Annotated in this window: 23 protein-coding genes and 1 pseudogene; 15 read left to right on the top strand and 9 right to left on the bottom strand. The window is 62.5% G+C overall.

Annotation, left to right across the window (positions count from 1 at the left end):
• The first annotated feature begins 99 nt into the window (after nucleotides 1-99).
• The 8 genes from F6X53_RS33990 to F6X53_RS15005 all read left to right on the top strand — a co-directional run bounded on the left by F6X53_RS33990 (nucleotide 100) and on the right by F6X53_RS15005 (nucleotide 6,694).
• A complete protein-coding gene (locus tag F6X53_RS33990) occupies nucleotides 100-291 on the top strand; it encodes a helix-turn-helix transcriptional regulator (RefSeq protein ID WP_151001017.1) in 192 nt (63 codons plus the stop codon).
• An 84-nt stretch (nucleotides 292-375) separates the two neighbouring features.
• Complete coding sequence (locus F6X53_RS15035) at nucleotides 376-780, top strand: hypothetical protein (RefSeq protein ID WP_151001016.1); 405 nt, start codon at nucleotides 376-378, stop codon at nucleotides 778-780.
• Nucleotides 777-3,392: a phage/plasmid primase, P4 family gene (locus tag F6X53_RS15030; protein ID WP_151001015.1), complete on the top strand. Its 2,616-nt coding sequence runs from the start codon at nucleotides 777-779 to the stop codon at nucleotides 3,390-3,392. The genes F6X53_RS15035 and F6X53_RS15030 overlap by 4 nt, the downstream gene beginning before the upstream one ends.
• 41 nt (nucleotides 3,393-3,433) lie before the next feature.
• Nucleotides 3,434-4,120, top strand: a complete 687-nt coding sequence (locus tag F6X53_RS15025) for a hypothetical protein (protein ID WP_151001014.1) — start codon at nucleotides 3,434-3,436, stop codon at nucleotides 4,118-4,120.
• Between the two features lie 715 nt (nucleotides 4,121-4,835).
• On the top strand, nucleotides 4,836-5,378 hold the full coding sequence (locus F6X53_RS15020) for a hypothetical protein (RefSeq protein WP_151001013.1): 543 nt from the start codon (nucleotides 4,836-4,838) through the stop codon (nucleotides 5,376-5,378).
• 39 nt (nucleotides 5,379-5,417) lie between these two features.
• The gene (locus F6X53_RS15015; RefSeq protein ID WP_151001012.1) at nucleotides 5,418-5,912 is read left to right on the top strand and encodes a hypothetical protein; all 495 of its coding nucleotides are present in this window, start codon (nucleotides 5,418-5,420) and stop codon (nucleotides 5,910-5,912) included.
• Nucleotides 5,913-5,989: 77 nt separating this feature from the next.
• The gene (locus F6X53_RS15010; protein WP_151001011.1) at nucleotides 5,990-6,331 is read left to right on the top strand and encodes a hypothetical protein; all 342 of its coding nucleotides are present in this window, start codon (nucleotides 5,990-5,992) and stop codon (nucleotides 6,329-6,331) included.
• A gap of 36 nt (nucleotides 6,332-6,367) precedes the next feature.
• Entirely contained in the window at nucleotides 6,368-6,694 is a 327-nt protein-coding gene (locus F6X53_RS15005; protein WP_151001010.1) for a hypothetical protein, read from the top strand.
• Between the two features lie 93 nt (nucleotides 6,695-6,787).
• Here the strand turns inward: F6X53_RS15005 and F6X53_RS15000 are convergent, their stop codons facing one another.
• Together F6X53_RS15000 and F6X53_RS14995 are read right to left on the bottom strand one after the other, a co-directional pair.
• On the bottom strand, nucleotides 6,788-7,465 hold the full coding sequence (locus F6X53_RS15000) for a recombinase family protein (protein ID WP_238298198.1): 678 nt from the start codon (nucleotides 7,463-7,465) through the stop codon (nucleotides 6,788-6,790).
• A 120-nt stretch (nucleotides 7,466-7,585) separates the two neighbouring features.
• Nucleotides 7,586-8,233 carry an SDR family NAD(P)-dependent oxidoreductase gene (locus F6X53_RS14995; RefSeq protein ID WP_151001009.1) on the bottom strand — a complete coding sequence of 216 codons (648 nt, stop codon included), beginning with the start codon at nucleotides 8,231-8,233 and terminating at the stop codon, nucleotides 7,586-7,588.
• Nucleotides 8,234-8,517: 284 nt separating this feature from the next.
• Here F6X53_RS14995 and F6X53_RS33985 point away from each other — a divergent pair, with 284 nt between their 5' ends.
• The 3 genes from F6X53_RS33985 to F6X53_RS14980 all read left to right on the top strand — a co-directional run bounded on the left by F6X53_RS33985 (nucleotide 8,518) and on the right by F6X53_RS14980 (nucleotide 9,322).
• Nucleotides 8,518-8,727 carry a DUF551 domain-containing protein gene (locus F6X53_RS33985; RefSeq protein WP_191970847.1) on the top strand — a complete coding sequence of 70 codons (210 nt, stop codon included), beginning with the start codon at nucleotides 8,518-8,520 and terminating at the stop codon, nucleotides 8,725-8,727.
• Nucleotides 8,728-8,842: 115 nt separating this feature from the next.
• Nucleotides 8,843-9,046 (top strand): DUF2934 domain-containing protein, encoded by a 204-nt coding sequence (locus F6X53_RS14985; protein WP_151001008.1) that lies wholly within the window; start codon nucleotides 8,843-8,845, stop codon nucleotides 9,044-9,046.
• A 27-nt stretch (nucleotides 9,047-9,073) separates the two neighbouring features.
• Nucleotides 9,074-9,322 (top strand): hypothetical protein, encoded by a 249-nt coding sequence (locus F6X53_RS14980; protein WP_151001007.1) that lies wholly within the window; start codon nucleotides 9,074-9,076, stop codon nucleotides 9,320-9,322.
• On the opposite strand, the gene F6X53_RS14975 is transcribed toward F6X53_RS14980, so the two are convergent.
• The gene (locus tag F6X53_RS14975) at nucleotides 9,319-9,573 is read right to left on the bottom strand and encodes a hypothetical protein (protein ID WP_151001006.1); all 255 of its coding nucleotides are present in this window, start codon (nucleotides 9,571-9,573) and stop codon (nucleotides 9,319-9,321) included. The two genes, F6X53_RS14980 and F6X53_RS14975, sit on opposite strands and share 4 nt — an antisense overlap.
• A gap of 182 nt (nucleotides 9,574-9,755) precedes the next feature.
• On the opposite strand from F6X53_RS14975, the gene F6X53_RS14970 reads away from it, so the two are divergent.
• Both F6X53_RS14970 and F6X53_RS14965 read left to right on the top strand, forming a co-directional pair.
• Nucleotides 9,756-9,971 carry a hypothetical protein gene (locus tag F6X53_RS14970; RefSeq protein WP_151001005.1) on the top strand — a complete coding sequence of 72 codons (216 nt, stop codon included), beginning with the start codon at nucleotides 9,756-9,758 and terminating at the stop codon, nucleotides 9,969-9,971.
• Nucleotides 9,972-10,098: 127 nt separating this feature from the next.
• Nucleotides 10,099-11,581: pseudogene (locus F6X53_RS14965) on the top strand (ATPase domain-containing protein).
• Nucleotides 11,582-11,602: 21 nt separating this feature from the next.
• Here F6X53_RS14965 and F6X53_RS14960 read toward each other — a convergent pair.
• A complete protein-coding gene (locus tag F6X53_RS14960; RefSeq protein WP_151001004.1) occupies nucleotides 11,603-11,983 on the bottom strand; it encodes a response regulator in 381 nt (126 codons plus the stop codon).
• Between the two features lie 187 nt (nucleotides 11,984-12,170).
• Between F6X53_RS14960 and F6X53_RS14955 the strand changes: the two genes are divergently transcribed.
• Nucleotides 12,171-12,362 (top strand): hypothetical protein, encoded by a 192-nt coding sequence (locus F6X53_RS14955; protein ID WP_151001003.1) that lies wholly within the window; start codon nucleotides 12,171-12,173, stop codon nucleotides 12,360-12,362.
• 365 nt (nucleotides 12,363-12,727) lie between these two features.
• Here F6X53_RS14955 and F6X53_RS14950 read toward each other — a convergent pair whose 3' ends face one another.
• From F6X53_RS14950 to F6X53_RS14935, 5 genes are all read right to left on the bottom strand, one after another.
• Entirely contained in the window at nucleotides 12,728-13,393 is a 666-nt protein-coding gene (locus tag F6X53_RS14950; RefSeq protein WP_151001002.1) for a PAS domain-containing protein, read from the bottom strand.
• Nucleotides 13,394-13,617: 224 nt separating this feature from the next.
• A complete protein-coding gene (locus tag F6X53_RS32395) occupies nucleotides 13,618-13,794 on the bottom strand; it encodes a hypothetical protein (protein ID WP_191970845.1) in 177 nt (58 codons plus the stop codon).
• 79 nt (nucleotides 13,795-13,873) lie between these two features.
• Nucleotides 13,874-14,902 carry an HWE histidine kinase domain-containing protein gene (locus F6X53_RS14945; RefSeq protein WP_244965575.1) on the bottom strand — a complete coding sequence of 343 codons (1,029 nt, stop codon included), beginning with the start codon at nucleotides 14,900-14,902 and terminating at the stop codon, nucleotides 13,874-13,876.
• 139 nt (nucleotides 14,903-15,041) lie between these two features.
• Nucleotides 15,042-15,512 carry an endonuclease gene (locus F6X53_RS14940; protein WP_151001001.1) on the bottom strand — a complete coding sequence of 157 codons (471 nt, stop codon included), beginning with the start codon at nucleotides 15,510-15,512 and terminating at the stop codon, nucleotides 15,042-15,044.
• A 47-nt stretch (nucleotides 15,513-15,559) separates the two neighbouring features.
• Complete coding sequence (locus tag F6X53_RS14935) at nucleotides 15,560-15,970, bottom strand: hypothetical protein (protein WP_151001000.1); 411 nt, start codon at nucleotides 15,968-15,970, stop codon at nucleotides 15,560-15,562.
• A 119-nt stretch (nucleotides 15,971-16,089) separates the two neighbouring features.
• On the opposite strand from F6X53_RS14935, the gene F6X53_RS14930 reads away from it, so the two are divergent.
• The gene (locus F6X53_RS14930; RefSeq protein WP_151000999.1) at nucleotides 16,090-16,896 is read left to right on the top strand and encodes a hypothetical protein; all 807 of its coding nucleotides are present in this window, start codon (nucleotides 16,090-16,092) and stop codon (nucleotides 16,894-16,896) included.
• Nucleotides 16,897-16,902: the final 6 nt, after the last annotated feature.

Below are 16,902 nucleotides of genomic sequence, written 5' to 3'. Positions count from 1 at the left end.
TCGGGACGTATAGTCTTTAGCAACGTCCGTGCCAACTATTGATCATCTGCGAAATAGACGGCTCAATGGCCCCACATGAACCCAACTCGCAGGTGAAACATGAATGACAGACTGATCCGCCGTGCCGAGGCCGCCGCTTTCCTGAGCGTAGGTACCTCAACCCTGGACCGCATGATTGCAGACGGGCGGCTACCCCGTCCGTTGAAGATCTCCACCCGCATTGTTGGATGGCGTGAGTCCACCCTCCAAGCCGTGCTCAATCTACGAGAGGCACAGGCATGCGCGAAGTAACACCCCAAAACGCAAAAGGGTCTGAACACGGCTCCACCCGCATCCAGACCCCTTCACTTACTTCATCACATCAGGCGCACTGATATGACCACCGCAAATATGTATAACAACGCCGATATTATTGGCATCAACTCCAGTGCATCGCAAGTAATTTCTTCTGCCGAGGCTCGCCCTGCGTCGGAGGATTGGACCACAGGTGAAGCGGATTTTCTCCGCGATGTTATCCAGTTTTTCGCTGGCCGGACCTTGGCTCTGTGTCATGTTCGGGGCCCGGCATCTCAGCAAAGCTTTCAGGTTGCCGGCCCGTCCCGTGGCTTGGTGCGTAAGCTCAAGACCCTTCCACAGGCTGCCGTGACCACCAGCCTTCCCATTTGGTGGACCTGCACCACAACCGGCAACTCCTACCCGGTAGACGACCTTGCCCAGCTCCTCGACTTGGTTGGCCGCTTCGCCGAGCTGCACAGCGGCCGTAAGGCGGTGGCGGTATGAGCCTGGCCATTAATGGACGCAGCGCCATCGATCAGTTCGTCGGAGCCATGGCAGCCGAGGGCATCGAGATTGACGGCGAGCTGATCGCGGACGGCAAGCTTCACCGTTATTACGTCAAGGGTGACCGTCAGGGCAGCAAGAACGGATGGGCCATCCTGCACGATGATGCCCGTCCCGCCGGTAAGTTCGGCTGCAACAAGCGTTTCGCTGGCCACGCCTTCACATTCAAGGCTGATGTGAAGATCAAGCCCATGACTGCCGCCGAGAAGAAAGCGCAGAAGGAGGAGTGGGCTCGGAAGAAGGCCGAACGCGAGCAGGCAGAGCAGCAACGGCGCGCTGTTGCTGCTGATCGCGCCGCTTTCATCTGGGCGGCAGCCAAGCCTGCGACCGACGATCATCCCTATTTGGTGCGCAAAGGCATTAAGGCTTACGGCATCCGTCAGGGCAATTGGGAGGTGACCAATCAGGACACCGGCGAAATTCGTGTCGTCACTGAGCAGGCGCTGCTGGTCCCGCTGATGGACAAGTCGCGCAACATCCGCAGCCTGCAAGCGATATTGCCAGGCAAACTGATGGGTGGCCGCGATAAGGATTACCTGAGAGACGGCGCCAAGCAGGGCCTGTTCTTCCCGATCGGAAAGCCGCAGACGCACGAGGGGCGCAAGGTATTCGTCGTCTGCGAAGGCTTCGCTACTGGCGCGAGCATTTACAAGGCCACTGGCCACATGGTGCTGGTCGCATTCGACTCTGGCAACCTCCTGGCAGTGGCCGATCCGCTTCGCGAGAGCCAGCCTGAGGCCATCATCATCATTGCTGCAGACAACGATCAGTGGGCCACTGGCCCCATTGCCAATCCCGGCCTCCATTATGCCAGGAGGGCAGCTGCCTCGGTGCGCGGTCTTGTGGCCTTCCCTCCCTTCGCAGCTGATGAAGAAGGTCGCCCCACTGACTTCAACGATCTGCACTCTCGCCAGGGTGCAGAAGCCGTCGCCACGCGCTTTGCCACGGCCATAGAGAACGATTACGTCCCTGCCGAGCCCGAGCTAGCCACGGAGAGCGAGACGGAGGTCGCCCCCTGGGATGGTGAGCGCTTGGCTCCGGCAAATGAGGAGATCCCTGGTTACATCACCGAGGTGCCCTGCGCCTCAGCTGCCGAGAGTGGCCCTTCTGCTGGCGCTGAGATCATTCATATCGAGCAGGACATACAGACCAGGCGAGTGGTGATGCCGATCGGCGCTGACGCCCGCGACGGTATCAACGGCGTGGCCCCCCTCACCGAAACCGGAAACTGCTACCGGATGGTGATCGCGCACGGCAACAACATCCGCTTTGTGCCAGAGCTAGAGGCGTGGCTGCACTGGTCCGGGCAGAAGTGGTTGTGGGACGTTGATGGGTCCGTTCTGCGCGGCAAGGTGCGAGACCTTGCGACCAAGATTTACGAAGAAGGCTCGGAGCATTTCGAACAGGCCGAGCTGTTCCTGAAGTGGGCTCGAACATCCCAGTCGGCCAAGACAATACGGAACGTGGCCGATCTGTTGAAAGATGTTGCTGAGCTGCGCCTGCCCCTGTCCACCATTGACGGCAATCCCATGCTGGTTGGTATCGATGGTGCGAGCCAGGTGTTGGACCTGCGCACCGGCTTGTGCCGGCCGGCGATCCGCGAGGACTACATCACGCGCTCCTTGGGCGTCGCTGCGCTCGGCGATGCAAGCAAGGCCACAGGCTGGAAGAAGTTCATCGGCGAAGTGTTCATCAACGATGAGGAGCTGATCGACTGGGTGAAGCGCTTCATCGGGTATAGCCTGACCGGTTGCTACAACGAGCAGCTGTTCATTTTCGCACATGGCGGCGGCTCGAACGGCAAGAGCGTCCTGGTCAAGGTGCTGAAGCAGCTCTCTGGAGAGTACTGCCGGACCGTCGCCGCAACTACGCTCATGGAGCAGAAACGCGGTGCAGGTGATGCAAGCCCGGACGTTGCCGCTCTGGCGGGCGCACGCCTCTTACTGGCCAGTGAGACGTCGGCCGGCGCAGCTTTCGATGAGCAGTTCCTGAAGGGTTGGACCGGCGGCGATCCGCAGAACGCCCGCAAGCTCTACAAGGACGAGTTCACTTTTGAGCCTGTTGGCAAGCTGTTCATTGCCGGCAACTACCGGCCGCGCATTAGTGGTACCGACTACGCCATCTGGCGCCGAGTGCGCCTGCTGCCGTTCAATCGTACCTTCCGAGACGAGGAGAAGGATCCGCACCTGCCTGAGAAGCTGCTAACCGAGCTTCCTCACATCCTCGCGTGGGCCGCCGAAGGCTGCAAGGCTTGGCAGGAGAAGGGTCTTACCGCGGACACCCCGAGGGTAATGAAGGACGCCAGCCGCGAGTACGCAGCCGACCAAGATGTCCTTGGTGAATTCTTGGGCGAACACACGGTTGTGGGCGTGATCCATGAGTGCTCGGGACAGGAGTTGTACGGCGAGTACAAGATGTGGATGGTGGAATGTGGCCTCAAGCCGGTGAGCCGCCAAGCATTCGGGCGCCAACTGAGCGAGCGAGGCTTTAGCAAGCGTCATACGAACAAGGGCAGCGTCTACACTGGACTGGCGCTGTTGTCGCCCCTCTAATCGGACTTTATTGGGGCGCGCGTCGCCCCGCTGGAGATTTTGTGGAAACCCCGTGCAGCAAGATCCTAAAACAAATTGATGAAGCCTCTGCGGCGCTAACAGTTGCGCTGGCCGAAGGTGCGCCTACTCGCTTCCTCCGTACTGAGGTAGGGCGTCTTGAGAACGATCTTATTGAAGCTTGGATTGCAGACGGCCTCGACTATGCAATGTCCAAGTTCCCCGACCTTAATCTGAATGGCTTCCGCATGCCATCTGACAGCGGCGACCTGCACGCAGCGCTGCGACAAGATCTTTGGATGCGTCGAGGAGCCTTTCATGCATGTGGCCTGGTGCGCAGGGCGCCTATTGCCCAGGTAGATGAGGAAGGGTGCACGAGCATCGGCCTGTGCCGGGTGCTCGAAAGCTCGATTGGCATCGACATTCCACATGGCGCGCTCATCGCCGCGGCTATCGCTGCCAGCGTGCCTATCACCCCGGTTCCATTCACAAATTACGCCATTATCAGCATCGATCGGCGTTGGCTGACTGAGCTGCTAGAGCGTGGTGAGCAGCTGCGGATGGCTGAAGCGCAGTACATGCTGCTCATTGATGGCCCGCTGCCAGACCCCGAGGCGCCGGAGCCATGGACGCCAGAACCCGAGAGGCCACACATCTCAGGACTGACCCTGGCGTACCGTAAACCTCAGCAAAACGCTGCATCGCTGGCTGTCGAGAGGGATGTGTTCTAACCCCTTCTGTCTCGCTGCTGAGCCTGAGCCCGCCCCGTGCGGGCTTTCTCGTTTTCGGGCCGGGGCCGCGCGGTCAATCGCGTAGGACTGCGTAGGCGCAGCGATCTGTCCTGAGCATTCATATCCGTACCGGCTTTCACCTGATCGCGCGACGAGAGCCGCTATGGGCTGCCTGCGAAGGTGACATGCGGCAATCTACGATTGGAGGAGCTACGCCAGGGCGGGTGCCCGGGATTAGCGCAGTGACCGGCGCGCACCATCCGCACGATCGCAATAGCTAATGCGTCTCATTTGCGCGGCCGCACTGTGGCAAGGCACTCCATCAAGGGCTCACACGCTTCGCGAAACAGTTTCCCGTTTTGACAGTCACTTTCGTCACTTCCATCACAAACCGCTCTAGCACGGGGCTTTCAGCGGTGACGGTTTAACCTCGAAAATGCCTCCGGTGACGATAGTGACGATAAGACCCTCATTTCAGCAAACTTTCCCATGAAGAGGGTCTATATGGAAAAGTTTACCCAAACGGGCATGTAATCGTCACTATCGTCACTTTTCGTCCGCTTGAGGAGGATTATGAGGGAAGGCAGCGCACAGGCGATCCGGGCACCGATGACCCGCCTCGGGTGCCAAATTTCAGGGACAGAGTGACACCTCGCCTGGGGCGTGACGGTACGATCGAGACATCCCCTGAGAGCGGCCCACGAGGGCCAAGAGCATGAGCGAAACACCCAACACACCCGACACCACAGCCGAGCCGTCTCCGGCCGCCTTGCGCGCTACGGCGCGGCACCTGTACGAGTCCACCCTGTTGAGCATGGCGGCTGTCGGCATCGAGGTCGGCGTGTCCGAGCGAACCGTAAAGCGATGGGCCGCGGCTGATGCTTCAGCTGATCTCCCCTGGAAGAAGCTGAGCGGCCCGAAGATCACAGAGCGCGCCCATGAGGTGGCCGACAAGATCACCACCGCTGTGGCGCACCTGGGGCCACAGGCGGGCGAGGAACAGCAGCAGGCCATTGTGGCGAGGCTGACAGAAGACGCCGCGGTCGATGAACGTGCCGCGCTCCTGGAGAATCACAGGCGCGCCTGGCGGGTCGTCGAAGGCCTCACCAGTGAGGCGGTACGCAAGCGCGACGCCGCGGGCGCGAAGCTGGCGGAGACCGTGGCCAAGACCATCGCTATCAAGCAGCGGGGCGAACGCCTTGCCTGGGGCCTCGACAATGGCGAGGGTCAGCACACCGTGATCATCGAGCGCTCCTGAATGGCGCCGCCCTCCGTTGCTCGCTCATGGGCCAGCGTCATGCGCAGCCCTTCGCCGCGCCCGCAGCCCGCCCAGTTGTTCCGCAACGCCAGCGACGATGCCTGTATCGTCCTGGAAGAGTGCGGCCAAGCCCTGCTGTTCGCAGAAGTGCTCGCAGCGCACCCAGACCTGTCCGCTGCAGGGTATCGCACTGGCGAGACACCGGAGGCGTTCACCGCGTTGCGGCAGGCCCTTGTTGATCGCGGCGCCCACCAGTTCGATGCTGCCGCTGCCGTGCTGCTCGGCGCGCCTCGACGCCACCGAATGGCGGAGGGTCGAACCTCGAACGGCTTGCGGTACATCGCCGAGCATCTGACGGGGCGACCTGTCAGCGACGGCGCCACGATCGCGGCGCTGATTGCCTGCGGAGTGCCGGTCAAGCGCACGCCTGGCTCGCCGCACGTTGAGATCGGCCTGAGCGCCAGCTGGCTGCACCGACAGGCTGCGATGCCTCGTGGCGGCAGGCCTGCAACAGTGATCAGCAGGCGCGAATAATGATTTTCAGGGATATAGACAAAGCAACCCGAAAGGACGCTAATATCCGGGACGCCAAACACATCGGAGATGGCGTCATGAAACGGAAATTCTTCACCTCAGCACTGCTCACCGCGGCACTTTGCGCGACCCTCTGCGCACCGGTCACAGCCGAAGGCCTGGCGGGGCTCACCCAGCGGCCTGCCCGCCTCACTAGCATCGACTCTCGCCAGCTCGACGGCCTTCTGATCGGCAAGACCAAGGAGGAGATCCGTGCGCTGCTAGGCAAGCCCTCCACCGACTTCGGCGAATATTGGTACTACTGGCCAACCAGGCTGCAGGTGTATGACGCCGAGGAAGGTGCCTACTCCCGCGGCAGCCTCATGATCCGATTCGATATCAGCTACTATGGGGCGGCGATCGGCTACGAGGTGCAATAAGCTAAGCCGCGGCACACCATTCAAGAGGATCTCGGAGTGACCCATACCATCAGCCAGCAGTCTGGGGACTGGGACAGCTGGTTCGATGGCCCAGCCGTGTCCGAGGATTTCATGAGCGATCGGGAACAACCGACCTCCTCAGAAGAGCACCGCGACGAGATGGTGATCGATGGGCGTCGCGCGCTGATTGCCTTCGACCGTGAGATCCAGATGTACCGAGGTGAGTTCGTCGGCCTCACTGGCGGCGCGGACTTCTATGCGCGCGACCTGGAGCAGTTGCGTCACGAGGGAAGTGTGTCGCTGCGCGTTTACCTGGACGCCTGCGCAGAACGCGGCAGGGCGCCGTTCGAGGGAACCCCTTAACCGCGGATCAGGCAATCCGCACCACCTCGCCGAGCAGCAGGTCGAGCGCTCGGCGAGATTAATGCTGAGCAGACGATGTATGGGTGAGCGGTCTCACGACGCAGCGTCCCACCTGGCCAGCATGGACTGAGCCGCAACCTGGTCGGCGCGGATGCGGTGCACGGTCTGTCGGCTGAGGCCGGTGGCGACGCTGATGGCACTCGGACCGGCTTCCTGGGCGAGCATATCCAGCACCTCTTGAAGCTGTTCACGGGTGAAGCTGGGCTTTCGGCCTCGGTAGGCATCCTCTCGGCCCCTGGCGTGGTCTATGCCGGCTCGCTGAGCTTCCTTGGTGGCTTCGGCCTGTGCCTGAGCACTGGCGGCCATGAAGGCGATCAGAGTGTCCCGTACGGCCTGCTGCATCGGATCGGTGGTGGCGCCGTCGAAGGTCATGTCGTTGATCACGGTCCGGATCACCACGCCGCGCTTCATGAACTCGCGGACGGTGTCGCAAACGTCCGCATAGTTGCGGCCCAGGCGGTCGACCCAACGCACGACCAGAACGTCACCCAGGCGCAGCAGGTCGAACAAGCGCCGACCTTGAGGCCGATCAGCGAGCCTGGTGTTGAGCCCGCTGACGCCATCGTCGGCGACGACCTCGTCGATGGCGAAGCCGGCAGCCCGGGCCTGCTTCTCTTGGTGAGCAATCGTCTGGTCGGTGGTGCTGACACGGGCGTAGAGGATCGTCTGGCTTTTCATACAGGGTTGGGCGTCCATATGGGTGATGTCCATATGAAACCATGTCCGAATTGGGAAAACAACCCTTACGGACAGACGTTTTCCGCCCGTTTAGCTCGACTGTATGGGTATACCCCAACGGACAATTAGAGTGCCCAAGAACCCTGTTGTCGGTCAGTCACCTGTGAACACCACCTCGGGACCAGCGCTCTCCCCCTCCAGATACAAGCGCCAGAAGGCGTCTGCGATCAGATCAGGGGCGAAAGGCGTGCCTTCCTGGATCCGGCCAGCGATCGTCACAGTCGCCACGATTACGCCGTCAGCCTTGAACGCCTCAGACATCGAGTAGGCGAGATTGCGCAGAGCGGCTTTTCCGGCGGAGAGGGAGAACGCGCCGGGTAAAGGCCGCGGATCGATGGCGAGACCGCCGCCGGTCAGGATGATGCTGCCGCGCCTGCGGGGCACCATAAGGCTGTGCATCGTCCGAGCTGTCGCATAAGCTCCAACAACGTTCACCTGCAAGTCGGTGGCGAGATCGCCCGGAGTAGGAATGCCAGGCAATCCGACCCTGACCCGATAGGCGTTATAGACCAAGACGTTGATCGGTCCGCGATCGGCCTCGATGGAGCGCAAGGCAGCGTCCAGACCAGCAGCGTCGGCGGCGTCGGCGTGACGAACCTCGATCCCCTCTTCGGAAGGTATCTTGTCGGGCGTGCGAGCCAGCCCGACGACGGAGAAGCCTTCGCGGGCAAAGCGGCGGGCGATCGCGAGACCAAGTCCCGGTCCAATCCCAACGACGACAGCTGCACCGCTCTGACGCATGGGGTTGTCCTTCAGTCCGCTGAATCGAAGTCGCAGAGTGCTGGAAAGCGGCCCTCCCCTGTCAAGCTGCTCCCCGCCAAGCGACAACAGACATCCTGAGGGCGCTCGCCCTGATATGATCCCGTTCGAGAGCCCGTGGTGCGGTCCAAGGGCGGGGGAGGCAAGTTATGTCGGAATGGCAGCCAATCGAGACGGCACCGCGCGATGACACGTGGGTCTTGCTCAGCGGCGGCACGGTGGATTAGGCCGAGTACGCCTTCGGGATCACCTGCCCACCCGTCGTCGTGGCCTGTCGTAGGAGCGAGGAGTGGATCGTCTCGCTCGCAGACGGCGGATACAAGCTGACGCGCTACAGGAGCCCCACCCACTGGATGCCGCTCCCCGCAACCCCGTCCTCAACTCGTGCGCCGATACGGATCAAAAGGGAGGTGCCCACCGTGCCGGAGAGATCGAGCCCATACGTGAAGCCCCGTCCCGTTCGTCGCCAGCGCTAGCAATTCCGGTCGCATGTGCAGAAGCCATGGCCCAAGTTGGCGCCCGTGAAGGCGTAAAAAGGACACCGTCTGGTTCGTACGCTGCGGCATAGGACACGTACGGGAGGACAATGACATGGAAGCGTTCAACCAGCAGGCAGAGGCCCAGGTGAGGCAGCGGGCTTTCCAGCTTTGGGAGGAACGCGGTCAGCCTGAGGGGTACGAGACGCAGTTTTGGCTCCAGGCAGAGCGCGAGGTCAGGGGTGAAGACGACGGTATCGGTGCTACCGTGAACGCTTGCTCTGCCAAGAGTGGCGGTGGATCGGACGGCCCGCGTTAGGGCCTTGCGTGACGCTGAGGTGCTGCTGTGGATCTGAGCGTGAAGCCGGTCGCTGATGGCACGGCCTGGGAGTTGGCCGATCTGCTCGGCCGCTCCATGGGCAATATCAGGCAGACCGGTGTGAGCGAATTCACCATTCACCCGGAGGGGCATGCACTGACGACAATGGTGGGCATCAGGCTGGGTCCGCACGCGTCGCTCGACGCTGCCCTGGCAGAAATCGAGAAGCATACCCGCGGTGTCTGCCGTCGCGATCCGGGGCAGGATGGAAGTTAGGGGCTTGTGCTGGCCAGCATCTCATCGAAGTGAGCCCACATCCAGCGCCTCCGGCCTATCCAGCCGACCCGATCATGACAGATCCGAGACATGAAACCGCTCTGGACGTTGCGACCCGACACGTTGCTGAGGCCGAGCAGCGCCGGGCGCGGCAGATCAGCTTGATCGCCGAGCTTACCGACGAGCAGCAGGCGCATGCCCGGCAGCTCCTGGCCGAAATCGAGCGGACGCTCGCGGTTGCCCGCACCCATCGCTCGTTCCTCCTCAGTCTCGCGGACGATGCATGACGAAGGCAGGCGCTTGCTCCAGCTAAGGTCGGTCGTGCAAGCTCTATTGGAACGCTGGCAGCCTTTGACCTGTGATAATTTCGGTTATCGAAATTTGACCTATGATAAGGAACATTACCGAAGGCCAGCCGCAGGACAGAAGGTTCATGGCACGGACGCAGGACGACCTTCTCAATGAGGTGGACCACCACATCAGAGCGGCCGAGGTACACAGCACGGCGCTGACCGCCGCCATCATCGGCCTCACCAGGGCCGGGTGTGATGCGACGGAGTTTGAGACGATGCTGCGAGACATCCGGAGCATCCTAGCGCCCCTGCGCCGCCAGCAATGGGCGATCCCGGCCAGGGCAACGAAGCCGTGAGCAGATCAACCGCATCACGCACTTGCGCGAGCTGGGCAGCTCCATAACGCTCAACCTGCGAGCGGCTCGGGCCAGCCCTATCGGAATACTCCTCGTCTCTTCACCGGCTTCCCTGTAGGCAGGCGCTATGGCCCGGACCCTCGAGACCCCAGACAAAGCCGCCTTCGGCATCGTGGGCCTCGACGACATCCTGGCCGGTGGCCTCGTGCGGGATCGGTTCTACCTGCTGGAGGGCGATCCCGGCACCGGCAAGACGACGATCGCGCTGCAATTCCTGCTCGACGGCGCGGCCCAGGACGAGAAGACCCTCTACATCACACTCTCGGAGACCGAGGAAGAACTGCGCGAGGTGGCAACCTCGCACGGCTGGGACTTCGACCCCCGCATCGCCGTCTTCGAGGTGATCCCGCCCGAGAGCCTGCTCGACGCAAACCAGGAGCAGACGCTGCTCTACTCCTCCGATCTGGAGCTCGGCGAGACGGTGCAGCAGATCCTCGCCGCAGTCGACCGGGTGAAGCCAACCCGCATCGTCCTCGACAGCCTCTCCGAGATTCGTCTTCTCGCCGGCTCGTCCCTGCGCTACCGGCGCCAGATCCTCGCCTTCAAGCACCACTTCGCCCGCCACGCCACGACCGTGCTGATGCTCGACGACCTGACGGCGGAGGCCCTGGACAAGACCGTGCATAGCGTCGCGCACGGGGTCATCTACTTGGAGGAGCTCGCCCCCGATTACGGCGCACAGCGGCGACGCCTCCGGGTGATCAAGTACCGCGGCCAGCAGTTCCGCGGCGGCTTCCACGATTACACCATCGTCCCCGGCGGCGTGCGGGTCTTCCCCCGTCTTGTCTCGCTGAAGCACAAGACTGCCTTTAGCCGGGAGCGCCTCGTCAGCGGCATCGCCGAACTCGACACCCTACTCGGCGGTGGCATCGAGACGGGGTCGAGTGCCCTGATCCTTGGACCATCCGGCACCGGCAAGTCGCTCTTCGCCATCCAGTACGTCTTGGCGGCCGTAGCCCGCGGCGAGCGCGCTGCCATGTTCGTGTTCGACGAGGAGCTTGGCCTGCTGTTCGAGCGCACCCGGCAGATGGGATACGACCTCGAAGGCCTGCGCGACGCGGGCCAGCTGCTGATTGAGCAGGTTGATGCGTCCGAGCTGTCGCCCGGCGAGTTCGCCCATAAGGTGCGCGCGCTCGTCGACGAGCACGGGGTCAAGACCGTGGTGATCGACAGCCTCAACGGCTACCAGGCCGCCATGCCCAACGAGAACGTCCTGGTGCTGCACATCCACGAGCTACTGCAGTACCTCAACCGCCAGGGCACAACGACCTTCCTGACCGTGGCTCAGCACGGCCTCATCGGCGATGTGCAGGAGCCCGTCGACGTGACCCATCTCGCTGACACCGTGATCCTGCTGCGCTACTTCGAGGCGCGGGCGGGTGCGGCGGGCAATCTCGGTTGTCAAGAAGCGGGCCAGCACCCACGAGGACACGATCCGCGAGTACCGCATCACCAGCTCGGGCCTGAGCATCGGCGCGCCGCTCGACGGCTTCCAGGGCGTGTTGAGCGGCACCCCAATCTTCGTTGGCACGGCCACCGACTTGGCGTGATGGAGTGCCCGACGGCTGACGCTAGATGGATCCGGCCCTGTTGAACGCGCTGAGCACCTGGTCCGCCAAATAGGGCTTGGGCACGAACTTGCCGTGGTCGGGAACATCGCGGGGCGCGGGATGACACCGTCCGGAGGTGAGTACCAGGCGGATGTGCGGCCAGCGCTCGGCAACCCGGCTTGCCAGCGCAAAGCCGTTCATTGAGCCCGGCATCTCGATGTCGGTAAAGAGCACGCCGATATCGCTTCGGCCCTCAAGGATCACCCAGGCCTCGTCAGCGCTGGCCGCCTCGACAATCGTGAACCCGGCATCCTCCAGCATGTCGACGGCCATTAAGCGCACGAGATGTTCGTCCTCAACGATCAGGACAACAGACGGGAGTGGGATACGCGGAACCAACATATGAGAGCTAACGGCGGCCGGAGCGCAGAGTTCACCTGTGTTAACGAATTAGGCGCTTGCGCTGCATGATGCCCAGGCGCCAAGCCAGGCACGGCAACTTTCGAAACGCCCTCGCGTTCACTCCTCAGAATCAAGGGATCGCGCCGTGCGGCGGCGCCCCTTGGCCTACTAGATTGAGGAGAAAAGCGTGAAGCTGATCGTCACCGGAACGCAGGACGGCCGCCCCGTCTCCTTCCAGCGGCAGACACCCGATATGGCCCTGGAGACGGCCCTGCACCTGCAGGACCAAGGGGTGGCTGAGGTGTACATCACCGACATCACAGGCCGGACCTACGGGCCAAATGAGTTCGCCGCCTGCTTCGTGCGTGCAGTTAGTTAGGACGCATTGCTCTGGCCGCCTACCACACGCTCCCCAAGGGCTGATCAGTCCCTGCTATCGGTCCTCGCCTCTGACTGCGCCATCAGCCGTCCGAGTTTCCGCTGCCACCTGGCGTAGCGCTGCTTGATGGCGTGCCGCTCCCCAGCGCGCCAGCTGAGGATCTTACGGGCGCGGCGCGAGAATGCGTCTTGCTCGTCGCCGCTCCGCATCCCTCTTGCCTCCATCATCGCCGTGCCTTCCCTCTGTTGTCGCCAGACTCCAGGGTCAAGGCTTTGAAGTCCGGCAACCACTGGCAAGCGCGGCAGGCTGCCTTTGTGAAGATTTTCTCCGCGCAATCAGATGCTTGTCTGCAACGCAGCCTCTCGTCATTGCATGCGGCCCACGCCAAAGGGTTGTAGTTCCAGCTCTGACAGGCGCCCGCTCAGAATACGCAGGGTGACGTCCAGGGCCTGCTTGAGTTTGGGCTCATTCGCCTCGGCAGCCAGCACATGCGCCATGAGGACGTGGTCAGCGATCAGGTCCACAGGTGCACGGATCGGCTCACTCTTGATCGTCACGGGCGGTCGGAACGTCCCTTTGGTCCCGTAGGCCGTCAGGTGTTCTGAGGCGCTCGGCGCGATCTCCGCGAGCGACCCGAGGTAGCCAAGAAAGGTGTGTTCCGGCGGTCCAAACGAGGGCACCGCACCGCCGACAAGCCAGACGTAGCCACTCTCGTGATGGCGAACGCGGAAGCGCATGGTGAACTCGGCCTTTGACGCTGAGGCGTCCAGAAAGAAGGTCCTGCAGTAATCGCGATCATCGGGATGGACGACCTCAAGCCAACCCGCCCCCTGCGTTTGTTGCGCAGGTTGCCCGGTCAGAGCCGCCCATTCAGGGCCGATATAGGTAAGCAGGCCGTCAGCATTCGTGGCCCAGATCATCGTCGACACCTCCAGGATGGACGAGCAGAGACGTCCGTCAATGACAAAACCGGGCTCCCTTGCACCAGTTTCGGCCAAAATGGAAGTGTTGTTAGGCGTTATACAAAGCATCTAGGTAGAGCATGCCCTGGACTGTTGGTCGTGCGGCCCGATCGGATGACAAATGCGTTGAGGAATTAGGCTGGGCCAGTGCAACAGCTCCTTATGCCTAATGGGCACGATGAAACCAGCTGTCTTGATCTCCAGTCACAGCAGCGACCGTCGTCGGCCTCCCGGCGGCCGAAGCACGCGGGGTAGTGGCTTTCCAGCCCTGCGCCGTCTTCGTATCCGCGAGCTCAGTGCTTGACCGCTTCGGCGACAAGGCCGCCTGCTGTGACATGACCCGGCAGGTCGGAGAAGTCGTAGTAGCCCGCCTCGTGCGCCATAGCGTCGAGAGCAGCAACCTCGTTCAGCGCCGCACCAGTCCAGAGGATAGCTCCAGTCGCACTCTGCCGAACCTGAAAGACCTTCATTGCCACCTCCGCCGATCTGAGCCTTGAAGAGAAGCCTCAGCGGACGGGGGTGTTCCGTTCGGATGTGGAAGCAGAAGTCTTATTTGAGAGGCACATCGACCGTTACTCGCAGCCCATCCAGGTCAAAGGCGATACTTACCTCCGCGCCGACCTGAGCAGTCAGCACACGGTTCAGTACGCGCGACCCGAAGCCGTCCCGGGTAGGTAGGGCGACCGGCGGCCCATCGTGCTCGTTCCACATCCAGCGCAGCTGCTGTCCAGACTGCCCCTGCTCCACGGACCAGGTCACCTCGATGCGTCCGTCCGCGTGAGCCAGCGCACCGTGCTTGATCGCATTGATCGTCAGCTCGTGCAGGGCCATGCCGATTGGCACCGCGAGCTCTGACGGCAATACAACTCGTGGGCCATGGAGGGACAGCCGGCCATCCCTCCCGTTCTCGTAGGCCAGAACCTCTGACTCAACGAGCTGGCGGAACACGACCGCTTGGGCCACGCCATCGGTGATCATGGTGTGTGTCTTAGCCAACGAGGTGATCCGCCCCGTCAGGATACGAGCAAAATCCGGGATGCTGTTCGATGAGCGCACGGTCGCATTCAGGACCGCCTGAACCGTGGCGAGCGTATTCTTCACCCGGTGGTGCAGCTCACGCACCATGAAATTCTGCCTGTCTTCGGCTGCCCTGCGCTCGGTAATGTCGCGCTGGGCTGAAACCCAGTGTGAGATCCGACCGTCTCCATCCCGTACTGGCGTGATCAGCCATTCGACGAAGTAGGTGGTGCCGTCCTTCCGGTAGTTCGTCGCCTCGCCTTGGAAGGCTTCACCAGCCGTCAGTGCCGCACGCATCCGGTCAACCACGGCTCGTTCGGTGAGGGGGCCTTGCAGAAGCCTTGGGCAGCGACCAACGACCTCGTTGGCCTCGTACCCTGTCATGCGCGTGAAAGCCGGGTTGGCGTACTCAATGAGTGGACCTGGCCAGTCCAACTCAGCTGAGGTGATCAGGACCGCCTCGTTCGTCGCTTCAATTGCGGTTTGGAGGATTCTCAAGTCCACAGCAGGTAACGGGCCTGCCGTTTTGGGTTCTTTAGCTACGTTGTTTCCGACTGACACCGACCCACCTTCCAGCAAACACCTATCTTAACGGCAGGTGCCCGCCCTGTTCCTGGTCGCGAGTGCTGCAGATGTGCTTTTAGGATAACCACGAGCACAGCTGCTGGTTGCGAGGGTGCGGCGTCACATAGGCTCTGGGCTACTCTGGAGGGCAGTTCTCGATCGCTACCGCCTTCACCGGGCCGACCAGCGGATTGCCGTGACCCTGAATGCAGGCTGTTGCGCGATTCCGGGACCGCTCCCACGCCTGTGCCGGGTACTGCTCATTCCAAGCCAGGTACCGCTGACGCTCGGGCGTGGCCATGGGCAGGTTGTAGCGGCCGGCCATGTACAGGGCGACCCGCGCCACGGCACCGCGCACCTCCGGCCGCTCCACGGCTTCCCCGAGCGCAATCCGGAACACCGGCACGATGTTGACGAAGTCTTCGCGCGCTTCCTGCGGCGCATTGTCAGGTAGGTCGACCACATGCACCTCCTCGATGCGGCCGACCATGCGATCGGGCAGCGCATCGGCGGCGTACACACGGCCTGTGAGTAGTTCAGCCTCGTCAGCATGGGCGCAGAGGGTGATCAGGGTGAGCGCCGTCACGGCGCAGATACGATGAAGCATAGGGGGTTCTCCGGTTGTGAAGCCCCCAGCATGCCGTCACGCGGCAGCTACCTTGCAGCAGGATTGCAGCATGCTGCCAGCCTGCTTGCAGCAATCCCGAGAGCGCCAGAACGCACTGCGTCCAGCACCGGCGAGCCATACCCGTGCGTGTGCCGCTCGCAGCGCCAGAGGGCGTGCAGGTACCGTCGCACCTCGGCCGGCGGCATCGCCTTCAGCTGCTCGGCCGGCCTGGCGTTAATCGCCTCCAGGTCGAAGCCAGCGGCGCTCAGCCGTCCGTCGACGATGCCAAGACTGTAGGCCTGCTCCAGCGCTTCGCCGTACGCGGGCAGTTCGTACCAGGTATCCACCTCAATACCGTGTCCAGCTGCTGCAGCCGCAGCCTCAAGGCGCAGCGCGCAATCGGCATAAGCCCGTGCCTTATCAGGCGCTGGAAGCGGGATGTCTTCTGTTTCGAGCATCTCTTCTCCCCACCTCGTTGAGTCGTGACGCCAGTATTCAATCAACGGCGAATGATCGGTCATTGATCGGCAAATGATCGGTGGCGTCGCCAAATTGATACTAAAACGAGGCTTTGACGATGTCGACGATTTCCCAACTAGTAATCCAACTAGAAGCTGCCCAGACGCAGCTTAATACCGCCCTGGAAGCTGGCCAGCCCACCCGCGCGATCCGTACCGAAGTCGCGCGCCTGCAGACTGCCCTGGCTGAAGCCCAATTTGCTGCGGACGCCGCTCAACGTGACGTAGCCGATCAGGAAGCTGCCAAGGTGCAGGCAGCTGCTGCTGCTCTGGCTGAGGCCAAGCACGCTGCCATTGAAGCCGCCCCGGCTGCAGCCGAGCTGGAAGAGCTGGCTCCCGAATTCGCCCCGGTCCTCGGCCGCGATCCGCTGATCGAGACCGCAGCCCAGCTGGTGGCTCAGGCCACTGCCGTACTGGAGAAGGCCGTAACCGCTCATGGCGAACTGGTCGATACCGCCAACAAGACCCGCGCCACCTTGGAGCGCAAGAGGGCGGCACTGGCCGACGTGAAGGCCCGCCGCGCCGCCGGTACCGCTACCCCGGAAGATGCGCTTGAGGCTGTAGGCCTACCAGACGACATCGCTGACCTGGAGCGCATGCTGGCCGTCTGCTCCGAGAAGGCTGCCGCGGCCGCTCCGGACACCGAGCAATCCGCCTTGGCCGTCGCGCAGAAGCAGCTCGATGAGGCCAGCACCAGCGCCAAGCTGCGCATCACCCGTGACCGCCTCGCTTTGGCTGAGCAAGTCACCATCCAGCTCTACCACGAGCTGCGCGCCGCCGAGAAAGCATCAGGCCTGTATACGTACCGGCCGTCCGGTGATTACCGCGCCAATTCCGACCTGAAAGCCATCGTTAACCGCCACTGAGGGCAG

It is taken from the genome of Methylobacterium soli, from assembly GCF_008806385.1.
Classification (GTDB): domain Bacteria; phylum Pseudomonadota; class Alphaproteobacteria; order Rhizobiales; family Beijerinckiaceae; genus Methylobacterium; species Methylobacterium soli.
This window is presented reverse-complemented; position numbering and strand designations above follow the sequence as displayed.